Consider the following 16,181-nt stretch of genomic DNA (forward strand, 5'->3'; position numbering starts at 1 on the left):
ACCCGATCCGGCCAGAGGGCTAGCCCTACCGTTGCTCGTCGCCGCGCGTGCTGCCGCTGGCGCGTGCTGCCGCCGGCTCGGGGTGGGGGCGGCGTACCTCCCGTGGCGTAGGCGGGTACGCCGCAAGGAGGACATCGGCGCCCGTAAAGATCGCTCTGTGGGCCGTCGTCGCGCCGTGTCCATCGGATTAGGTTCGGCACTGCTGGACTTGGATCCCTAGAGATGGGCGATCAGCGATGATCGAGGTGCAAGGTCTCACCAAGCGATACGGCGAAAAAGTCGCCGTATCGGAGCTGAGTTTCACGGTCCGGCCCGGCATCGTCACCGGATTTCTCGGGCCGAACGGCTCGGGAAAGTCGACGACGATGCGAATGATCGTGGGTCTGGACCAGCCGAGCGAGGGCAGCGTCCTGATCAACGGGCAGCGGTACCGGGATTTCCGGGCACCGCTGTGCGAGGTCGGTGCGTTGTTGGAGGCGCGGTCGGTGCACACCGGTCGGTCGGCCTACAACCACCTGCTGGCCCTCGCCCAGACCCACGGCATCCCGCGCCGCCGGGTCGGCGACGTCATCGAGCTGGTCGGGCTGGGCGGCGTGGCCCGCAAGCGGGCCGGGGGCTTCTCGCTGGGCATGGGGCAGCGGCTGGGCATCGCCGCGGCGCTGCTCGGGGATCCCGGGACGCTGATCCTCGACGAGCCGGTCAACGGTCTCGACCCGGAGGGCATCCGCTGGATCCGCACCCTGCTGCAGGATCTGGCCGCGCAGGGACGCACGGTGCTGGTGTCGTCCCACCTGATGAGCGAGATGGCGCTCACCGCCGAGCATCTCGTCGTCATCGGCCAGGGCCGGCTGATCGCGGACATGTCCGTCGCGGACTTCGTCGCCGGCGCCTCCGAGAACGTCGTGCACGTCCGCTCGCCGCGCGCGCCGGAGCTGCGGGATCTGCTGCTGGCGGCGGACGTCACGATCCGCGCGGACGGAGCCGACGTGCTCGAGGTGTCGGGGCTGCCGAGCAGTCGGATCGGTGAGATCGCGGCCGCGGCCGGCATCGCACTGTCCGAGCTGACGCCGCGGCAGGCGTCGCTGGAGGAGGCGTTCATGGCGCTGACCCATGACGCCGTCGAGTACCACGGCGGCTCCGCGTCGGCGCTGCCGCACCAGCCGGGGGACGGGTCGGCACCGGCGGCGGGCGGCGCCCGCCTCGAGACGCACGGGGCGGGAGCGAGATCATGACGACGCTGACGGACGTCGGACCGGCACGCGGCGAGCTGACGGCGCAGGCCGGCTACGGGGTCACCCAACGGCGGGTCCTGCTGTCGGAGTGGACGAAGCTGCGGTCCCTGCGCTCGACCCTGTTCTCCCTGCTCGCGGCCATCGTCTTCGTGGTCGCCCTCGGCATCCTCATCTCCTGGGCGCAGGCCAGCCACTGGAATCAGGAGTCGCCGATCGACCGGCTCACCTTCGATCCGACGAACACGAGCCTGAGTGGCGTGTTCCTCGCCCAGCTCGCGATCGGCGTGCTCGGCGTGCTGATGTTCAGCGGCGAGTACGGCACGGGCATGATCCGTGCGACGATCACCGCGGTGCCCCACCGCCTGCCGGTGCTGTGGGCGAAGTCGATCGTGTTCGGGGTCGTCACGCTCGTGCTGATGACGGTCTCGTCGTTCGTCGCCTTCGTCGGCGGCCAGGCGATGCTGTCGTCGAAGCACATCGACACCACGCTCGGTCATCCCGGCGTCCTCACCGCCGTGTTCGGCGGCGGCCTTTATCTGACGGTCGTGGCCCTGCTGGGGGTCGCTCTCGGCGCACTGGTCCGCAGCACCGCCGGCGGGATCGCCACCCTGTTCGGGGTGCTGCTGATCCTGCCGCTGATCGTCAACTTCCTGCCGTCGAGCTGGTCGAACAACATCGACCCGTACCTGCCCAGCAGCGCCGGCCAGGACATCTTCACCGTCGTGCGGGACTCCTCCTCGCTCGGGCCCTGGACCGGCTTCCTGCTGTTCTGCGGGTACGCGGCGGTCCTGCTGGCCGCCGCGGCGGTGGTCCTGCGGCGACGGGACGCCTAGGCTCGTGGCCTCCTCGACGCGGGGCATCGGTCGGGGCCTTCGGCGGGGCATCGGTCGGGGCTTCGGACGGGTCGTCGCGAGCACGGCCGCGAGCACAATGGAGCCCGTGGCCCTCGACGTGGCTGTCGACGATCTGCCCGGCCTGCGCAGCCCCGGGCGGCTGCTGCGGCTGCTCGCGGCGCATCCGACCGGGGTCGACGCGGCGGTCGTGCTGCCGTGCGCGGCGCTGGCGCTGATCGCCGCGGTGCTGCACCCCGAGGGGCAGGCGCTGAGCCTGGTGTTCGCGGCCGTGCTGCTGGTTCCGCTGATCTGGCGGCGGTCGCGGCCGCTGGCGGTGTTCGCCCTGCTCGCCGCGATCGCCTTCGTCCAGTGGCTGCTCGACGTGACCTCGCCCGGCGACGCGGCGCTGGTCATCGCCCTCTACTCGGTCGCCGCGTCCCGGCCCCGCCGCTGGACGCTGCTCGCGGCCGGCGTCACCGAGCTCGGGGTGGTGCTGGCGGCCGTGCGCTGGGGCGGGCCGCCGGTGCGGGAGATGTTCAGCGCCTTCGTGTTCCTCACCGGCATGATGATCGCGGCCTGCGCGACCGGGGTGAACATCGGCGGGCGCCGCGCCCGGCTGGCCTACCTGGAGGACCGCGCGGCCCGCCTCGAACGCGAACGCGACCAGCAGAACCGCCTGGGCGCCGCGGCGGAACGGGCCCGCATCGCCCGCGAGATGCACGACGTCGTCGCCCACAACCTGTCCGTGATGATCGCCCTCGCCGACGGCGTGGCGTTCACCCTCGACACCGACCCCGCCGAGGCCGGCCGGGCGGTCCAGGCCGTGTCCGACACGGGCCGGGAGGCGCTCGGGGAGATGCGCCGGCTGCTCGGCATCCTGCGCGACGACGCGCAGCAGGACACCCGTGCGCCGCAGCCCGGCCTCGGTGATCTCGACCGACTGGTCGAGCAGGTCCGGGCGACCGGCCTGCCCGTCACCCTGGAGGTGGGCGGCGAGCCGCTCGCGCTGTCCGCCGGCGCCGCCCTCACCGTCTACCGGCTCGTCCAGGAAGCCCTGACCAACACCCTCAAGCACGGCGGGCCCGCGGCGACGGCCCAGGTCCGGCTGCGGTACGGCGCCGGCGCGCTCGAGGTCGAGATCCTCGACGGCGGACCGCTCGCCGGTGCTGGTGGGCAGGGCAGTGCTGGTGGGCCCGCCGGTGCTGGTGGGCAGGGCAGTGCTGGTGGGCAGGGCAGTGCTGGTGGGCAGGGACTTGTCGGGATGCGGGAACGGGTGGCGGCCTTCGGCGGCATCGTGGTGGCCGGACCGCGGCCGACGGGCGGCTGGCGCGTCCACGCACGGCTGCCCGCCGCTCCCGATCCGGTCGCGCCCGCCGACGGCCCCGCGCCGGGCACCGCCTCGCCGGGCGGCCCTGTGCCGGGCGGCCCGGTGCCCAGGTGGGTCGCGGCGCAGCGGGTGGCCGGGTGACGATCTCGGTCCTGCTCGTGGACGACCAACCGCTGCTGCGCCTCGGCTTCCGGATGGTGCTGTCCTCGCAGCCCGACCTGACCGTCGCCGGGGAGGCGGGCGACGGCGCGGAGGCGATCCGGCTGACCGCCGAGCTCGCCCCCGACGTCGTGCTCATGGACGTCCGGATGCCCGGCGTGGACGGGATCGAGGCGACCCGTCAGATCATCGGCGCCGGCGGGGCGGCCCGGATCCTCATCCTGACCACCTTCGATCTCGACCAGTACGCCTACGCGGCCCTGCGTTCGGGTGCCAGCGGCTTCCTGCTCAAGGACGTGCGTCCGGCGGACCTGCTGTCCGCGATCCGGGCGGTGGCGGTCGGCGACGCGGTGGTCGCGCCGAGCATCACCCGCCGGCTGCTCGACACCTTCGCCCACCGGCTGCCCGACCCGGACAGCCCGCGCGCACCCGCCGATCCCCGCCTGGGCCGCCTCACCGACCGCGAGCTGGTCGTCCTGGGCGAGGTCGCGGCCGGACACTCCAACGCCGAGATCGCGGCGCACCTCGTGCTGTCGGAGGCCACCGTGAAGACCCATGTCGGCCGGATCCTCGCGAAGCTGGAGCTGCGCGACCGCGTGCAGGCGGTCGTCTTCGCCTACGAGACGGGCCTCGTGCGCCCCTCCGACCGGCCACCCACCCAGCCGGGGACGGCCTGACTCCCGCCACGGTCCCAGCTCCTTGCACAGGCCGGCGATGACCTCCGCCGCCGACGAGAACCCGCTGCGGCTAGGGTGATTAGAGGTGTTCGTCCTGATGTGAGGAGGCTGGCTGCGATGACGGGCGCAGGCGAGCGGGATCCGGCGGGCGGGCGGTGGTGGCAGAGTCTCGTCGAGGAGCGCAGCCCGGTGGATCTCAGGACGGACCAGCCGCATTCGGCCCGGATGTACGACTACTACCTCGGCGGAAAGGACCACTTTCCCGCCGACCGGGAAGCCGCCGAGCAGGCCCTGCTCGCGTCCCCGAACGTCGCCACCGCCGCCCGGACGAGCCGGGCGTTCATGACCCGGGTGATGCGCTTCCTCGCCGGTGAGGTCGGGATCCGCCAGTTCCTCGACATCGGCACCGGCATTCCCACCTCGCCGAACCTGCACGAGACCGTCCAGAGCATCGCCCCGGACTCGCGGGTCGTCTACGCCGACAACGACCCGATCGTGCTCGCGCACGCCCGCGCCCTGCTGACCAGCAGCCCCCAGGGCGCCACCGCCTACCTCGACGCCGACCTGCGCGACCCCGAGCGCATCCTGGGCGCCCCCGAAGTGCGTGCCACGCTCGATCTGCGCCGGCCGGTCGCCCTGTCCCTGATGTCGATCTTCCACTTCATCCCCGACTCCGACGACCCGCACGACCTGCTGCGCCGGCTGCTCGACGCGCTGCCGTCGGGCAGCTACCTCGTCCTGAGCCACGGCACCGGTGATGTCGACCCGGCGGTGGCGGCCGCGGCCGAGGCCTACCGGCGGCGCGGCATCCCCACCCGGCTGCGCAGCCTGGCCGAGGTCGAGAGCCTGTTCACCGGGCTGGAGCTGATCGAGCCCGGGGTACGGCTGCTGCACCGCTGGCGCCCCGACGGCGCCATCCCGGGTGACCTGACCGATGCCCAGGTCAGCGCCTACGGCGGCGTCGCCCGGAAGGCCTAGCGGGCGGCGCGGGGCCCCATGGGGGCATGGACATCCGCTCGATTGTGTCGTACTAAATGGGCAGGGGCCGGTGGGGCCGGCGATCGCCCGATCGAGGCTCGGCCGGCGCGGGAGCGGAGGCGGCGAGCGATGAGCACAACAAGTCACGACAGGGACCCCTACGCGTTACGGGACAGGATTCTGGCGCTCGATCCCGTCGAGAATGCCCGGGAGATCGCCCATCTTTTTCACCGCGACTTCCAGCGGGCCCTGCTGCCGCAGATCGCGACCGGCTTCTTCGCGACGATCTCACCGCCCCGGATGACCCGCATCCTGATTCGCACCGGTGAACTGGAGTTCCGTAACCGCAAACGACTGGTGGATCAGATGCTCATCCACCACGAGATGCTGACCCACGGATTCGTGCCGGGTCGGGGGCGCGACGCGCTGCGGCGGATGAACGAGATGCACCGCCAGTACGCGATTACCGCGGAGGATTTCACGGCCGTGTCGGTCGAGACCACCCTCGGCCAGCTCACCGCGGCCCGGGAGTACGGGTGGCGGGAGCTCACCGAGCACGAGGTGCTCGGCGTCGTCGAGTTCGAGCGCGTGCAGGCCCTGCACATGAACATCCGGGACGTGCCCGCCACCGAGGCGGAGATGGTGGCCTTCCGCGACGACTACTTCGCCCGGCAGGTGCGGTTCGCCCCGTCGAATCGGCGGCTCGCCGAGGCCGCGCTTCGGCTGCTGGCGACCGCCGTGCCGGTGCACATCGCCCCGCGGGTCGAGAAGGTCATGATGAGCCTGACCGATCCCCGCATCGTCGCGGCTTTGGGTTACGACTATCCCGACGCCGCCTACCGGGAGCGGGTCCACCGCGCCACGCGCGAGCATGCGGCCCGGGACGCCACCGACAAGCGGGCGCCGCAGGTCGTCCTCGACCTGATCGCGAGCGTCTACCCCGACGGGTACGAGATCGACCGGCTCGGCACGCATCTGCGCGGCCAGGGGCAGCCGGAAGGGCGACGGGACCACGCCGGCCCGCCGCCCATGTGCCCGGTGTGACTCACGCGACGTGACCAAAGCAGCGTGACCAAAGCAGCGTGACCAAAGCGACGTGACCAAAGTAACGTGGACGGGGTGGCTGTCGGACCGCTGCCCCGAGCATCGCCGGGTTGGCGCGCATGGGCCTGCCTCGTGCCGTCCCCGGCGGTGCGACACGTCGATGTGCGCCGCTTCGCGAAACCGGCTTCCCACATCTCGCGCTACACATCAACGCGGAAAGTTCTTACATCCACCGGTCGACCTGTGTCTGTCAACGCGCAAATGTGTTTGTGTAAGTGTCTCGCGGTCTGATATAGCCCGTCTGGGTGGACCCGGGACGCGCCCCTGGCCGCTCGATCGCCACGGCTTCCCTGCTAGGCTTCCGTCGGACGAAACATGAAGATCCGATCGGGAGATAGGCAGCATACGAACTGTCGTATGTGAGTGACATCTTCCGATCTCCGTCGGCCCGGAAGACGGGTGACGCTGGAGGTTGCAGCACACATTGCGGTGGACGCAATGTGTGCTGCCGTCATCCCGGCGGAATTGCAGCCGAGTGGGCGTCGCCACGGGGGGGGTTCGGTCGGGTCTTAACAACAGTCGAGAGGTGGCTCATGCGGGTGTTGCGGACGAGGTTTGCCGTGGCGATGATTGCGGCGGCGACGATGCTGGCGGCGTGCAGCTCCGGCGGACCCTCGGATGCTTCGCAAGCGAGCGGGACCTGTGCGCCGGGGGTGACCGACAACTCCATCAAGGTGGGGCTGCTCTACCCCGACACCGGGGTGATGGGGACCCAGTTCTCGGGTTACCGGGCCGGTGTCAACGCCCGGATCTCGGCGCAGAACGCCGCCGGCGGTGTCAACGGACGGAAGATCGACTACGTCTGGGAGGACGACGAATCCGATCCCCGGGGCAATCTGCAGGGCGCGCGGACCCTCGTCAACGAGGGGGCCTTCGCCGTCCTGGAGTACACCTCGTTCTCCCAGGGATCGGGCCAGTACCTCGACGACCAGCACATTCCCGTCGTCGGGGTGGCCGATCAGCCGTTCTGGGGTGACCACGACAACATGTTCACCTACACCTTCGTCACCGACGCCGGTCGCAGCACGACGACGCTCGCCGACTTCGTGCGTCAGCAGGGCGGCACCAAGGCGGCGCTGGTCGTCACCTTCCTGACCGAGGCGTCCAAGCTGTACGCGGCGGGCGTCCGGCAGAGTCTGGAGAACGCCGGCATCCCGGTGGTCCAGGACGACATCGACTCCACCAACGCCACAGACGTCGCTCGGAAGATCATCGATGCCGGCGCCGACACGGTCATCGCCGCCTCGCCGCTGGACCTGTACANCGGCGCGCTCGACGCGGCCATCAGCGCCGGCCATCCCATCAAGGTCGCCGTCTCGGCGGTCAGCTACGACCCGCGCCTGCTCGCGCCCTACGGCCAGAAGCTCGCCGGCACCTACTCCCAGCTCACCTTCGCCGCCCTGGAGCGGAACCTGCCCGCGCAGCAGCGGTTCCTGCAGGCGATGGCCGCCTACTCGCCCGAGATCCAGCCCGCCGGCCAGCAGAGCGCCATCGCCGGCTACATCAACGCGGACCTGTTCATCCGCGGACTGAAGACCCAGCACGGCTGCCCGACCCGGGCATCGTTCATGACCGGCATGCGATCGATCACCGACTACGACGCCGACGGCATGATGGTGCAGAAGATCAACCTCACCGCCGACCACGGGCAGCTCGACCGCTGCTCGGACTTCGTGCGCATCGCCGCCACCGGCGACCGCTTCGAGGTCGTCAACCCGCAGCCGCTGTGCGGACAGCGCATCGGCGGCAACGGATAGATCGGCGGCGGTCAGTCCTCCACCGCGCGCAGCGCCGTCGCCGGGCAGCGGTCGACCGCCCGGCGCGCGGCGTCGACGCTGGNCGGGTCCACCGGGTCGGCCTCGTCGACCAGCGGCGTCACGAGGCCGTCCTCGCCCTGGTCGAAGACCTCCGGCGCCGTCATCACACAGTTTCCGGCGCCGATGCACCGGTCCCGCTCGGCCACGATCCGCACGGCGGCACTCCTCTCTCGATGATCCTCAGCGACCCTCACGCCGGCGCCGGCGACGGCGGACCGCGCCCGTCACCACGTGACGGGCAGCGCCTGCAGTCCGTGGATCACCGAGTAGGGCCGGAAGGCGATCTGCTCGTACGGCACGGCGAGCGCGAGGCCGGGGAAGCGTCGCAGCAGGGAAGGGTAGGCGATCCGCAGCTCCAGGCGGGCCAGCGGCGCGCCGAGGCAGTGGTGCAGACCGTGACCGAAGGCGACGTGCCCGGTGGGCTCGCGGGTGATGTCGAGGTGGTCCGGATCGTCGACGAGCGCCGGGTCGCGGTTCGCCCCGGGCAGCGCGAGGACGACGTGTTCCCCGGCCGCGATGGTGCTCCCGGCGATGGTCACCTCCGTCGTCGCCGTGCGCGGGATGCCGGCGTGGACGATGGACAGCCAGCGCAGCAGTTCCTCGACGGCCGGTTCGACGCTGGCCGGATCGTCGCGGACCCGGGCGAGCTGGTCGGGGTGGCGCAGCAGCGCGAGGGTGCCCAGTCCCAGCATGTTCGCGGTCGTCTCGTGGCCGGCGAGAAGCAGTAGGGAGGCGATGCCGACGAGCTCCTCGGCGCTGACGTCGTCGCCGTGTTCGCGCACGAGCATGCCGAGGATGTCCTCCCCGGGATCGCGGCGCGCCCGCTCGACGAGGGTGGCCATGTACGCGCGGCTGGCCTGCTGCAGGGCGAGGCGGCGCTGCGGCGGCTGGGAGGCGTCGAGCTGGTCGGCGGTGCGCCGCTGGAAGTCGGCCCGGTCGGCATAGGGAACGCCGAGCAGCTCGCAGATGACCAGGGACGGCACCGGCAGGGCGAACGTCGAGACCAGATCGGCCGGCTTGCCGGCCCGCTCCACGTCGTCGAGGGCCGCGTTGACGATGTCGACGATCCGCGGCTCGAGTGCCCGCATCCGGCGCATGGTGAATTCCGGCGTGAGCATCCGGCGCAACCGGGTGTGCTCCGGCGGGTCGTAGGACAGAAGATTTCCCACCCGGGCCCGGGCGTATTCCTCCTCGGTTGGCCCGGCGGCGTCGGGGGGTGTGAGCGCACGCCGATCCGCGGTACTGAACCGCGCCGAATCGGAAAGCACCTCCCGAACGTCGTCGTAACGGCTCACGAGATGGGCGGGCACGCCGAAAGGCGTCACCACCGGACAGACGCCCGCCCTGTCGCGGACCTCGCCGAGCTCGGAGATCGGATCGAACTGCGCGCGCCGCATGTGCAGTGGTATTTCCGATACTTCGGTCATCACCTCTCCGCCCTTCGCCGATCGCGCTGAACGTGACGCCGACGACGCTACCACTGAAGTGAAAGGTCGCTATCACTTCGCTGGGACGGATCTTCGAGGCCGATCTCCCTCGGTGCGACGGGTGCCGCGAACCGGCCACGAAGTGCGCTTACCGCCAGGAGGCGGTCAAGACCGACGGACCCGTCCGGGGGCACCTTGGTGGTAATCACGTCGATGCCATTCACCGGCCGGGCGGGCCGTGCCCGGGGATGGCCTCGTTCTCGCCGCCCTCGATTTCGCCGCCCCCGGTCTCGCCGCCGGCGGCGTCCGACGTCTGGATCCGCGCGATCTCGACCCGCCGCCGCCCGACCCCGGTGGACACCGCGGCGCGCACAGCCGCCGCGAAGACGACGAGGGCGAAACCGGCCACGACCGCGAGGTCGATCCAGAACGGGAGCACGCCGCGCCCCCCGAACTGGCCCAGCCAGGACAGGACCGCCAGGCCACCGAGCCACGGGGCGATCCACCACGCGGCGCGCCACTCCAGGTCCGGCCGCCGGCCGGCGGGCCGGGTCGCCTGATAACCGCCGAACACCGCCAGCCCGACGGCGATCGCGGCGAACAGCTTCTGGTTGGTCCGCCAGCCGGCCCAGTAGATGACCAGGTTGGCTGCGGCGAAGCCGAGCGGGGCGAGGATCCGCGCGGCGGGCAGGCGGTAGGGGCGGAACCGGTCGGGGTCGGCGCGGCGCAGCACGGCCAGGCAGACGGGCGCGAAACCGTACATGACGAACGTCGCCGAGCTGACCAGCCGGACCAGGTTCTGCCAGCTCGGAAAGGGCAGGAGCACCACCATGCCGACGGCGGCCGCGAGCAGTACCGACACGATCGGCACCCCGCGCCGGTCGAGCCGGGCCAGCACGGCCGGCAGGCTCCGGGTGCGGGCCAGGGAATAGGACAGCCGGGCCGAGGTGCCGAGATAGATCAGCGCGGTACCCCCCGGGGAGACGACCGCGTCGATATAGAGCAGAATCGCCAGCCAACCCAGACCGAGGTTGGTGGCAAGCGTCGCGTAAGGCCCGTAGTCGCCCGTGCCGAGCGGCCGGCTCCAGCCCGCGGCGAGCCGGGCCGGCTCGACGGCGGCGATGAAGGCGACCTGGAGCAGGAAATACAGCGCCGTGCCGGCCAGGGTCGCCACAATGATGGCCCGGGGCAGATCCCGGTGCGGCCGTTTCGCCTCGGCGCCCATCTGCACGGCCTGCTCGAAACCCTGCAGCGAGAACACCACCCCCGCGGGCAGCGCGGTGAACACGCCTTTGGCGCCGAACGGGGCGAATCCGCCCCCCGCCTGGAAATTCGCCGGATGGAAGGCGGTGGCCGTCAGCGCGACGACGGTGACGGCGGGAACGAGCACCTTCCACCCGACGGTGACGGTGTTGGTCCGGGCCAGCCAGCGCACGCCGAGCAGGTTGACGGCGGTGAAGACGATCAGGGCCGCGGCGGCGAGGGCGAGCCCGCTGCGGGTCAGGGTGCCGTCGTCGTCCACCAGCCCGGGAAACCGGTGGTCGAGATACGACAGCGCCGCGGTGACCTCGAGCGGAGCCAGAGCGACGGCGGGAATCCAGGCCACCCAGCCGGCGACGAACCCACCGAGCGGCCCGAGGACCAGCTGCGGATAACGGGCCGTGCCACCGGCGACCGGGTAGGCCGCGCCGAGTTCGGCGTAGACGAGGGCGAGCAGGGCGACCAGCGCGCCGGCGATCGCCCAGGAGACGACCGACGCGGGTCCGGCCACCTCAGCGGCGGTGAGCGCGCCGAGCAGCCAGCCGGACCCGATGACCGAGCCGAGCGAGATGAAGGTCAGGCCGGCCAGGCCGAGCTGGCGGTGCAGCCGCGCGCCGCCCGCGCCGCCCGCGCCGGTCGTCTCGCGCGTCTCGTGCACCCTGCGCACCGTGCGCTCCGTCCTGGCCGGTCTCGGCGGCGACTGCGCCGGCGGCGCCAAGACCTATCACATGGTGGCCGCCGGAACCGCGAACGCGCGGTGCAGGTGCGCGAGCGCCGCGCGTACCGCCGGACCGTGCCCGCCGCGCCAGATCAGGGCTAGCCGGGCGGGCGCCTCGACGTCGTCGACGGTGCGGGCGGTGAGCCGATCGGCGTAGCCGGCGGCCATCGAGGCGCTGAGGATCGCGACGCCGAGGCCGCGGGCGGCGAGGTCGGCGAGGGCGTCGGCGGCGCTGGCCTGCAGGGCGATCAGCGGCCGCCGGCGCTGCGCGGCGCAGGCCTCGTCGAACACGGCGCGCAGGCCGGTGCCGGGCGGCATGCAGACGATCGGGTAGGACTCCAGGTCGCGCAGGGTGAGCCGGGGCCGCCGCGTCAGGGGATGGCCGGGCGGCACGGCCGCGACGAGCCGCTCGCTGACGATGGTCAGCGACTCCAACCCCTCGACGGTGGCCTCCGCGGTGCCGATGAGGGCGAGGTCGAGGGCGCCGGCGCGCACCCCGTCGGCGAGGCGGTCGGAGGAGTCCTCCAGCAGCGAGACCACCACGCCGGGATGCGCCCGGTGGAAGGCGGCGAGGGCGTCGAACAGCGGCGTGATGGTGCAACCGATGATCATGCCGAGGGCGAGCCGGCCGCGGATCAGGCCGGTCACCTCGCCGACCGCCTGGCTCACCGCCCCGGCGGCGGTAAGCGCGGCGCGGGCGTGTTCGAGCGCGGCCTTGCCCGCGACGGTGAGCGTGACGGTGCGCGCCGACCGATCGAACAGCTCGGCGCCGAGCTCCCGCTCCAACTGGCGGATCTGGGCGCTGACCCCGGACTGGCTGATGTGCACCCGCTCGGCCGCCCGGGTGAAGTTCTGCTCCTCGGCGACCGCGACGAAGTACTCCAACTGCCTCAGATCCATGAGTAGTGATTCTAGTCTTCAGTAGAACCATCTGTTGGACTTCTGATTGGGCGATGGCCAGGCTGGGACGCACGACGTTGTCCACCCCCGTGAGAAACAGGTGTCGGCATGCGCAAATGGCTGCCACTGACGACCGTCTGCCTCGGCACGTTCATGCTGCTGATCGAGGTCAAGCCCAGCTGACCTACCAAGCCTGACCAGGAGTTTCGCGACTTCGGCACGCTGGCGAGCGAGAGCGACCCCGCCAGACGGCTTGCGTATCTTCGGGGCGCCACAGGGGCGACAGGCAACCTCATCTCCCGGTTGGAAGGGCCGCCGCGAACTCGCCTCTCGTCGCACAGGTGATCTCCCTGGCGGCGCCGATGGAGCGGGCTTGGGCCTGGTCTACTGTGGAGTGGGACGAGCATTCTTCGACACGAGGACCAGTCCGGGAGGTGGTGTCGGCGATGAGCGATGTGCCATCCGGTGGGCCGCCCGCAGGCTCGCGGTACGCCGACGTGCGTCCCTACGCGATCGCGGACACCCTCGGCGAGCTGCATGGTCCGACCTCGGGTGTGGTGGTCCTGGACCGGTGGTTGGACTGGTCGGGTTCGGCCCGGTACGACCTGGCGAAACCCGGCCGCCTCGAACGGATGCACGAGACGGTGCTACGAGAGGCGTCCACGACGGCAACCTGTCCCGCTGGCTGGAGGGGCGCACACTGGTCCGGCTGTGGGGTGATCTGGTTCTGCCGCCGCAGGTCCGGAGCAGGTGGGAGGCCCGGTTCACCGAGCTGACCGCCGGGCATCCGTCTGCGGCGTAGACCGGTGACGGCCAAGCCCCCGCCGATCCACCAGCGACTCGCCCGGATCGGGCTCCAGGTCGGCGGTCCCTACGGTTTCGCTCTCGCCGGCGGCCACGCGGTCGCGGCCCACGGGATCCTCCAGCGGCCGAGCGAGGACGTCGACCTCTTCGCCGACTGGGACCAACGCGCGGACTTCCCCGCCGCCGTCGACGCGGTCATCGCGGCATCCCGAGCGGACGGTCTCGAGGTCGAGACCGAACTCCGGACCGAGCTGATCGCGCGGCTCCACATCACCGAACCAGACAACTCCGACGAGGTCCACCGGGTGGAACTGGTCGCGAACTGGCGGATCGAGCCCCCAGTCCAGATGGACATCGGTCCCGTGCTGCACCTGGACGATGTCATGGCCGGCAAGGCCGACGCATTGTGCAACCGCGCCGCCGCACGCGACTTCCTCGACCTCGACGCCGCAATCAGCAGCGGTCGCTACACCCTCGACCGGCTCTACTAGATCGCCCAACAAGCGGATCCAGGCTTCGGCTGAACCGCCCCGGACCTCCAAGATGCCCGGGGCGGTTCAGATCAGTGTTCGGATGCTGGCAATTTCTTCTGTTCGCCGGTGACATGGACGTGATGATGATTATTAATGGTTTGAATCGCACTCTCGAAGGCACGCTGTGTCGCGATACCCATCGTGAACGTCAGTAGCAGGGCCACGGCGAACTGAACCCAGCCGACCCTCGGTGTGGCACCCAGGCGGCATAGCACGCGGATCAGTAGGTAGATCCAAGGGCCGAACAACCCGAAAGCCCAGTGCGACGACCACCCGAGGGCCACCAACCGTCGAGCGTCGACAACCACCAATAGCAGCGAGGCCAGCCAGACTCCCATAACACTCACTGGAGCGCTGAGTAGTCCGAGCACAAGGCTGCCGGTCGTCTCGGCGGTGATTGCGAAACCCAGACCGATCAGGGGTGTACAGGCGATGGCCCAGGCAACCGAAGGACTCGTGCGCCTGCAGGACGGCATTTCCCGACCGGGATAGCCATTCCCGAAGGGGGCCTGGCAGCGGTGGCTCACCGCCGCCCCCCGCCAGACCCGGTGGCTGCGGATGCATTGTCACGGCTGTTCCGCACTGTTATTCCCACCATGGTGCGCTCCTGGGATCACTATCTCGGTACGCTCGCCGAGGAGATGCACCCGCTCGGCCCAGACAGGCCAGCCGGCCAGGACGAGAGCGTCGAGCACCCGCCCGGGCCGCAGCGGGACGAACGAGAGGCCAAACCGGTTCCCATACGTGTCAAGGAAACTCACCGTCCCAAATAGCCCGAGATACAGATCTCTTTTCTCGTACAGGACCCGTGAGACATCATCGCGGCCAATCATCGTGGTTCGCCGGAATGCCCGGTACTGCACACAGACGTCGGGCGCCACAGTGAGCAGACGCCAGTAACTCGACGTCCTCTGGAACCAGACATGGACGTAAGCACCTCGGAAACGACCGCCGCTCACCTCGCACAGTACTTTCCGAGCGGAATCACATCCAAGGCATGAACCCCCACGGCGGCCCCACTGCCGACACCCACACCTCTACCGAACGAAACATCGCGGAGCGAGCGGCTTCGGCCCTTCGTCAGATAGCCGGCGGGAAGCGAGACGGTCGCGGACTGACACGACCGAGCCGAATATCGACGAGGAGAATACCCGTAGTTGACGCCGAGCGAGCAGCAGCCCCAGCCCCACCACTGGTTGAGAGCCCCGCCTTTGGTACCGAGCCCTTGAGCGCTCATGCCCCAACACACTCCAAAGCAGCCGCTGAAACCGATCTCGGTGTGAGCATATGCCGCCTTCACGAGCCGCCCGCCCCGTGCCCACACGCTCTTCTTACCGCGGCAGTGCTTGCGCCAGACCTGGATGCATTTGCCGTCGAGGTCGAAGGTGTTGTAGGGGTCCTGGTGGGCGTAGTCGTAGGGGTTGTCGGAGCCGCCGGGTTCGGGGTCGGTCTGGAGGAAGCGGCCGAGGCTGGGGTCGTAGAGGCGGACACCCATGAGGGTGAGGCCGGAGTCGGTGTCGCGGGAGCGTTGTTTGGCACCGAGCCAGCCATAGCGGGGGTAGGCGGTGGAGGGGAAGTAGGGGCTGCCGAACTCGGTGGACTCCGCGTAGCTGGCCGGCGAGGACGCTGACGTGCTGTCGTCGACGGTGGCGACCACGTCGCCGTGGAGGTTCGCCAACTGCAACGTGACGGTGCCGGTGTCGGTCTGGGTGGCGGCGAGGTCCCCACCGATCCCGGTGATGTTCCGGGTCCAAGCCGTGCCGGCACCGATCCACGCCGGACTGTCCCCAGAGGCGGACGTGTAGTGGTTGGTGCTGGTGGTGGAGCCGTCGGTCCAGGAACGGATCCGCCGCGCGGGATCAAGAGCGTAGGTCCGGGTCGACGAGCCGACCGTCTCCGAGGCGACGAGGTCGTTCACGTAGTAGCCCAGCGTCGCCGAGCTGCCCGCGGGTGGATACGGGTCGGTGGTGGTGCGGCCGAACAGGTCATAGGTGTAGCCGGTGTTCGTGAGCCGATCGGCCTGATCATAGGAGAAGGAATATACCGCCGGCGACGTCGACGTGGAACAGGATCCTGCGTCGCTGCCCCCCCTATCTGTCAGCATGAGATGAGCCAGGCGGCGGCTATCATCTTGTGACCTGGGCGGGTAGGGAGAGGAAGATCGTGACGATGGCGGTGCCGGCTGGGCGTGGCCTGGTCGATGATGTCCGTGTGGACGGACGTGAGGACGCGGGCCGGCGGCCGGACCCGGAGGTCGAGCCGAAGGCGCGGCGGCGGTCGTTCTCAGCGGCGTACAAGCTGCGGATCCTGAACGAGTACGAGGCGGCCCCGGACGGGCAGAAGGGTGCAATTCTGCGCCGGGAGAGTCTGTACTCGGCGCATATCGTGGAGTGGCGTAAGGCCCGTGAGGCG

14 protein-coding genes and 4 pseudogenes are annotated in these 16,181 nt (G+C 70.5%); 11 read left to right on the forward strand and 7 right to left on the reverse strand.

From position 1 onward, the window contains the following. Positions 1 to 236: 236 nt before the first annotated feature. From UK82_RS25350 to UK82_RS40105, 8 genes and pseudogenes are all read left to right on the forward strand, one after another. Complete coding sequence (locus UK82_RS25350) at positions 237 to 1,232, forward strand: ATP-binding cassette domain-containing protein (protein ID WP_044887781.1); 996 nt, start codon at positions 237 to 239, stop codon at positions 1,230 to 1,232. Next, complete coding sequence (locus UK82_RS25355; RefSeq protein WP_055409762.1) at positions 1,229 to 2,065, forward strand: ABC transporter permease; 837 nt, start codon at positions 1,229 to 1,231, stop codon at positions 2,063 to 2,065. The genes UK82_RS25350 and UK82_RS25355 overlap by 4 nt, the downstream gene beginning before the upstream one ends. Positions 2,066 to 2,162: 97 nt before the next feature. Then, complete coding sequence (locus UK82_RS25360; RefSeq protein WP_236706425.1) at positions 2,163 to 3,533, forward strand: sensor histidine kinase; 1,371 nt, start codon at positions 2,163 to 2,165, stop codon at positions 3,531 to 3,533. Beyond that, positions 3,530 to 4,228 (forward strand): response regulator transcription factor, encoded by a 699-nt coding sequence (locus UK82_RS25365; RefSeq protein WP_044887797.1) that lies wholly within the window; start codon positions 3,530 to 3,532, stop codon positions 4,226 to 4,228. Before UK82_RS25360 ends, UK82_RS25365 begins: the two co-directional genes overlap by 4 nt. A gap of 117 nt (positions 4,229 to 4,345) precedes the next feature. Beyond that, the gene (locus tag UK82_RS25370) at positions 4,346 to 5,206 is read left to right on the forward strand and encodes an SAM-dependent methyltransferase (RefSeq protein WP_044887784.1); all 861 of its coding nucleotides are present in this window, start codon (positions 4,346 to 4,348) and stop codon (positions 5,204 to 5,206) included. A gap of 129 nt (positions 5,207 to 5,335) precedes the next feature. Then, positions 5,336 to 6,250, forward strand: coding sequence for a hypothetical protein (locus UK82_RS25375; protein ID WP_044887785.1), 915 nt, complete (start codon positions 5,336 to 5,338; stop codon positions 6,248 to 6,250). Positions 6,251 to 6,894: 644 nt separating this feature from the next. Continuing rightward, on the forward strand, positions 6,895 to 7,573 hold a 679-nt coding region (locus UK82_RS40100), incomplete at its 3' end, for an ABC transporter substrate-binding protein (protein WP_255354361.1). Between the two features lies 1 nt (position 7,574). Next, positions 7,575 to 8,067, forward strand: a pseudogene (locus tag UK82_RS40105) (ABC transporter substrate-binding protein); the annotation flags it as partial. Between the two features lie 11 nt (positions 8,068 to 8,078). Here UK82_RS40105 and UK82_RS43360 read toward each other — a convergent pair. The 5 genes and pseudogenes from UK82_RS43360 to UK82_RS25400 all read right to left on the reverse strand — a co-directional run. After that, a pseudogene (locus UK82_RS43360) lies at positions 8,079 to 8,149 on the reverse strand (ferredoxin); the annotation flags it as partial. A 1-nt stretch (position 8,150) separates the two neighbouring features. After that, a pseudogene (locus UK82_RS43365) lies at positions 8,151 to 8,321 on the reverse strand (ferredoxin); the annotation flags it as partial. A 30-nt stretch (positions 8,322 to 8,351) separates the two neighbouring features. Further along, positions 8,352 to 9,554: a cytochrome P450 gene (locus UK82_RS25390; protein ID WP_055409771.1), complete on the reverse strand. Its 1,203-nt coding sequence runs from the start codon at positions 9,552 to 9,554 to the stop codon at positions 8,352 to 8,354. Positions 9,555 to 9,774: 220 nt separating this feature from the next. After that, entirely contained in the window at positions 9,775 to 11,481 is a 1,707-nt protein-coding gene (locus UK82_RS25395) for an APC family permease (protein WP_055409773.1), read from the reverse strand. A gap of 57 nt (positions 11,482 to 11,538) precedes the next feature. Continuing rightward, on the reverse strand, positions 11,539 to 12,432 hold the full coding sequence (locus UK82_RS25400) for a LysR family transcriptional regulator (RefSeq protein ID WP_044887790.1): 894 nt from the start codon (positions 12,430 to 12,432) through the stop codon (positions 11,539 to 11,541). A gap of 446 nt (positions 12,433 to 12,878) precedes the next feature. On the opposite strand from UK82_RS25400, the gene UK82_RS31945 reads away from it, so the two are divergent. Continuing rightward, a complete protein-coding gene (locus UK82_RS31945) occupies positions 12,879 to 13,208 on the forward strand; it encodes a hypothetical protein (protein ID WP_199865502.1) in 330 nt (109 codons plus the stop codon). Between the two features lie 30 nt (positions 13,209 to 13,238). Next, a complete protein-coding gene (locus UK82_RS25405; RefSeq protein ID WP_055409775.1) occupies positions 13,239 to 13,727 on the forward strand; it encodes a nucleotidyl transferase AbiEii/AbiGii toxin family protein in 489 nt (162 codons plus the stop codon). Between the two features lie 71 nt (positions 13,728 to 13,798). Here UK82_RS25405 and UK82_RS33165 read toward each other — a convergent pair whose 3' ends face one another. Together UK82_RS33165 and UK82_RS25410 are read right to left on the reverse strand one after the other, a co-directional pair. Beyond that, a complete protein-coding gene (locus tag UK82_RS33165; protein WP_128423390.1) occupies positions 13,799 to 14,107 on the reverse strand; it encodes a hypothetical protein in 309 nt (102 codons plus the stop codon). A 617-nt stretch (positions 14,108 to 14,724) separates the two neighbouring features. Then, on the reverse strand, positions 14,725 to 15,873 hold the full coding sequence (locus tag UK82_RS25410) for an RHS repeat-associated core domain-containing protein (RefSeq protein WP_044887792.1): 1,149 nt from the start codon (positions 15,871 to 15,873) through the stop codon (positions 14,725 to 14,727). A gap of 107 nt (positions 15,874 to 15,980) precedes the next feature. Here UK82_RS25410 and UK82_RS40115 point away from each other — a divergent pair. Next, positions 15,981 to 16,181: pseudogene (locus UK82_RS40115) on the forward strand (IS3 family transposase); the annotation flags it as partial.

The organism is Frankia sp. ACN1ag (assembly GCF_001414035.1).
GTDB lineage: Bacteria > Actinomycetota > Actinomycetes > Frankiales > Frankiaceae > Frankia > Frankia torreyi.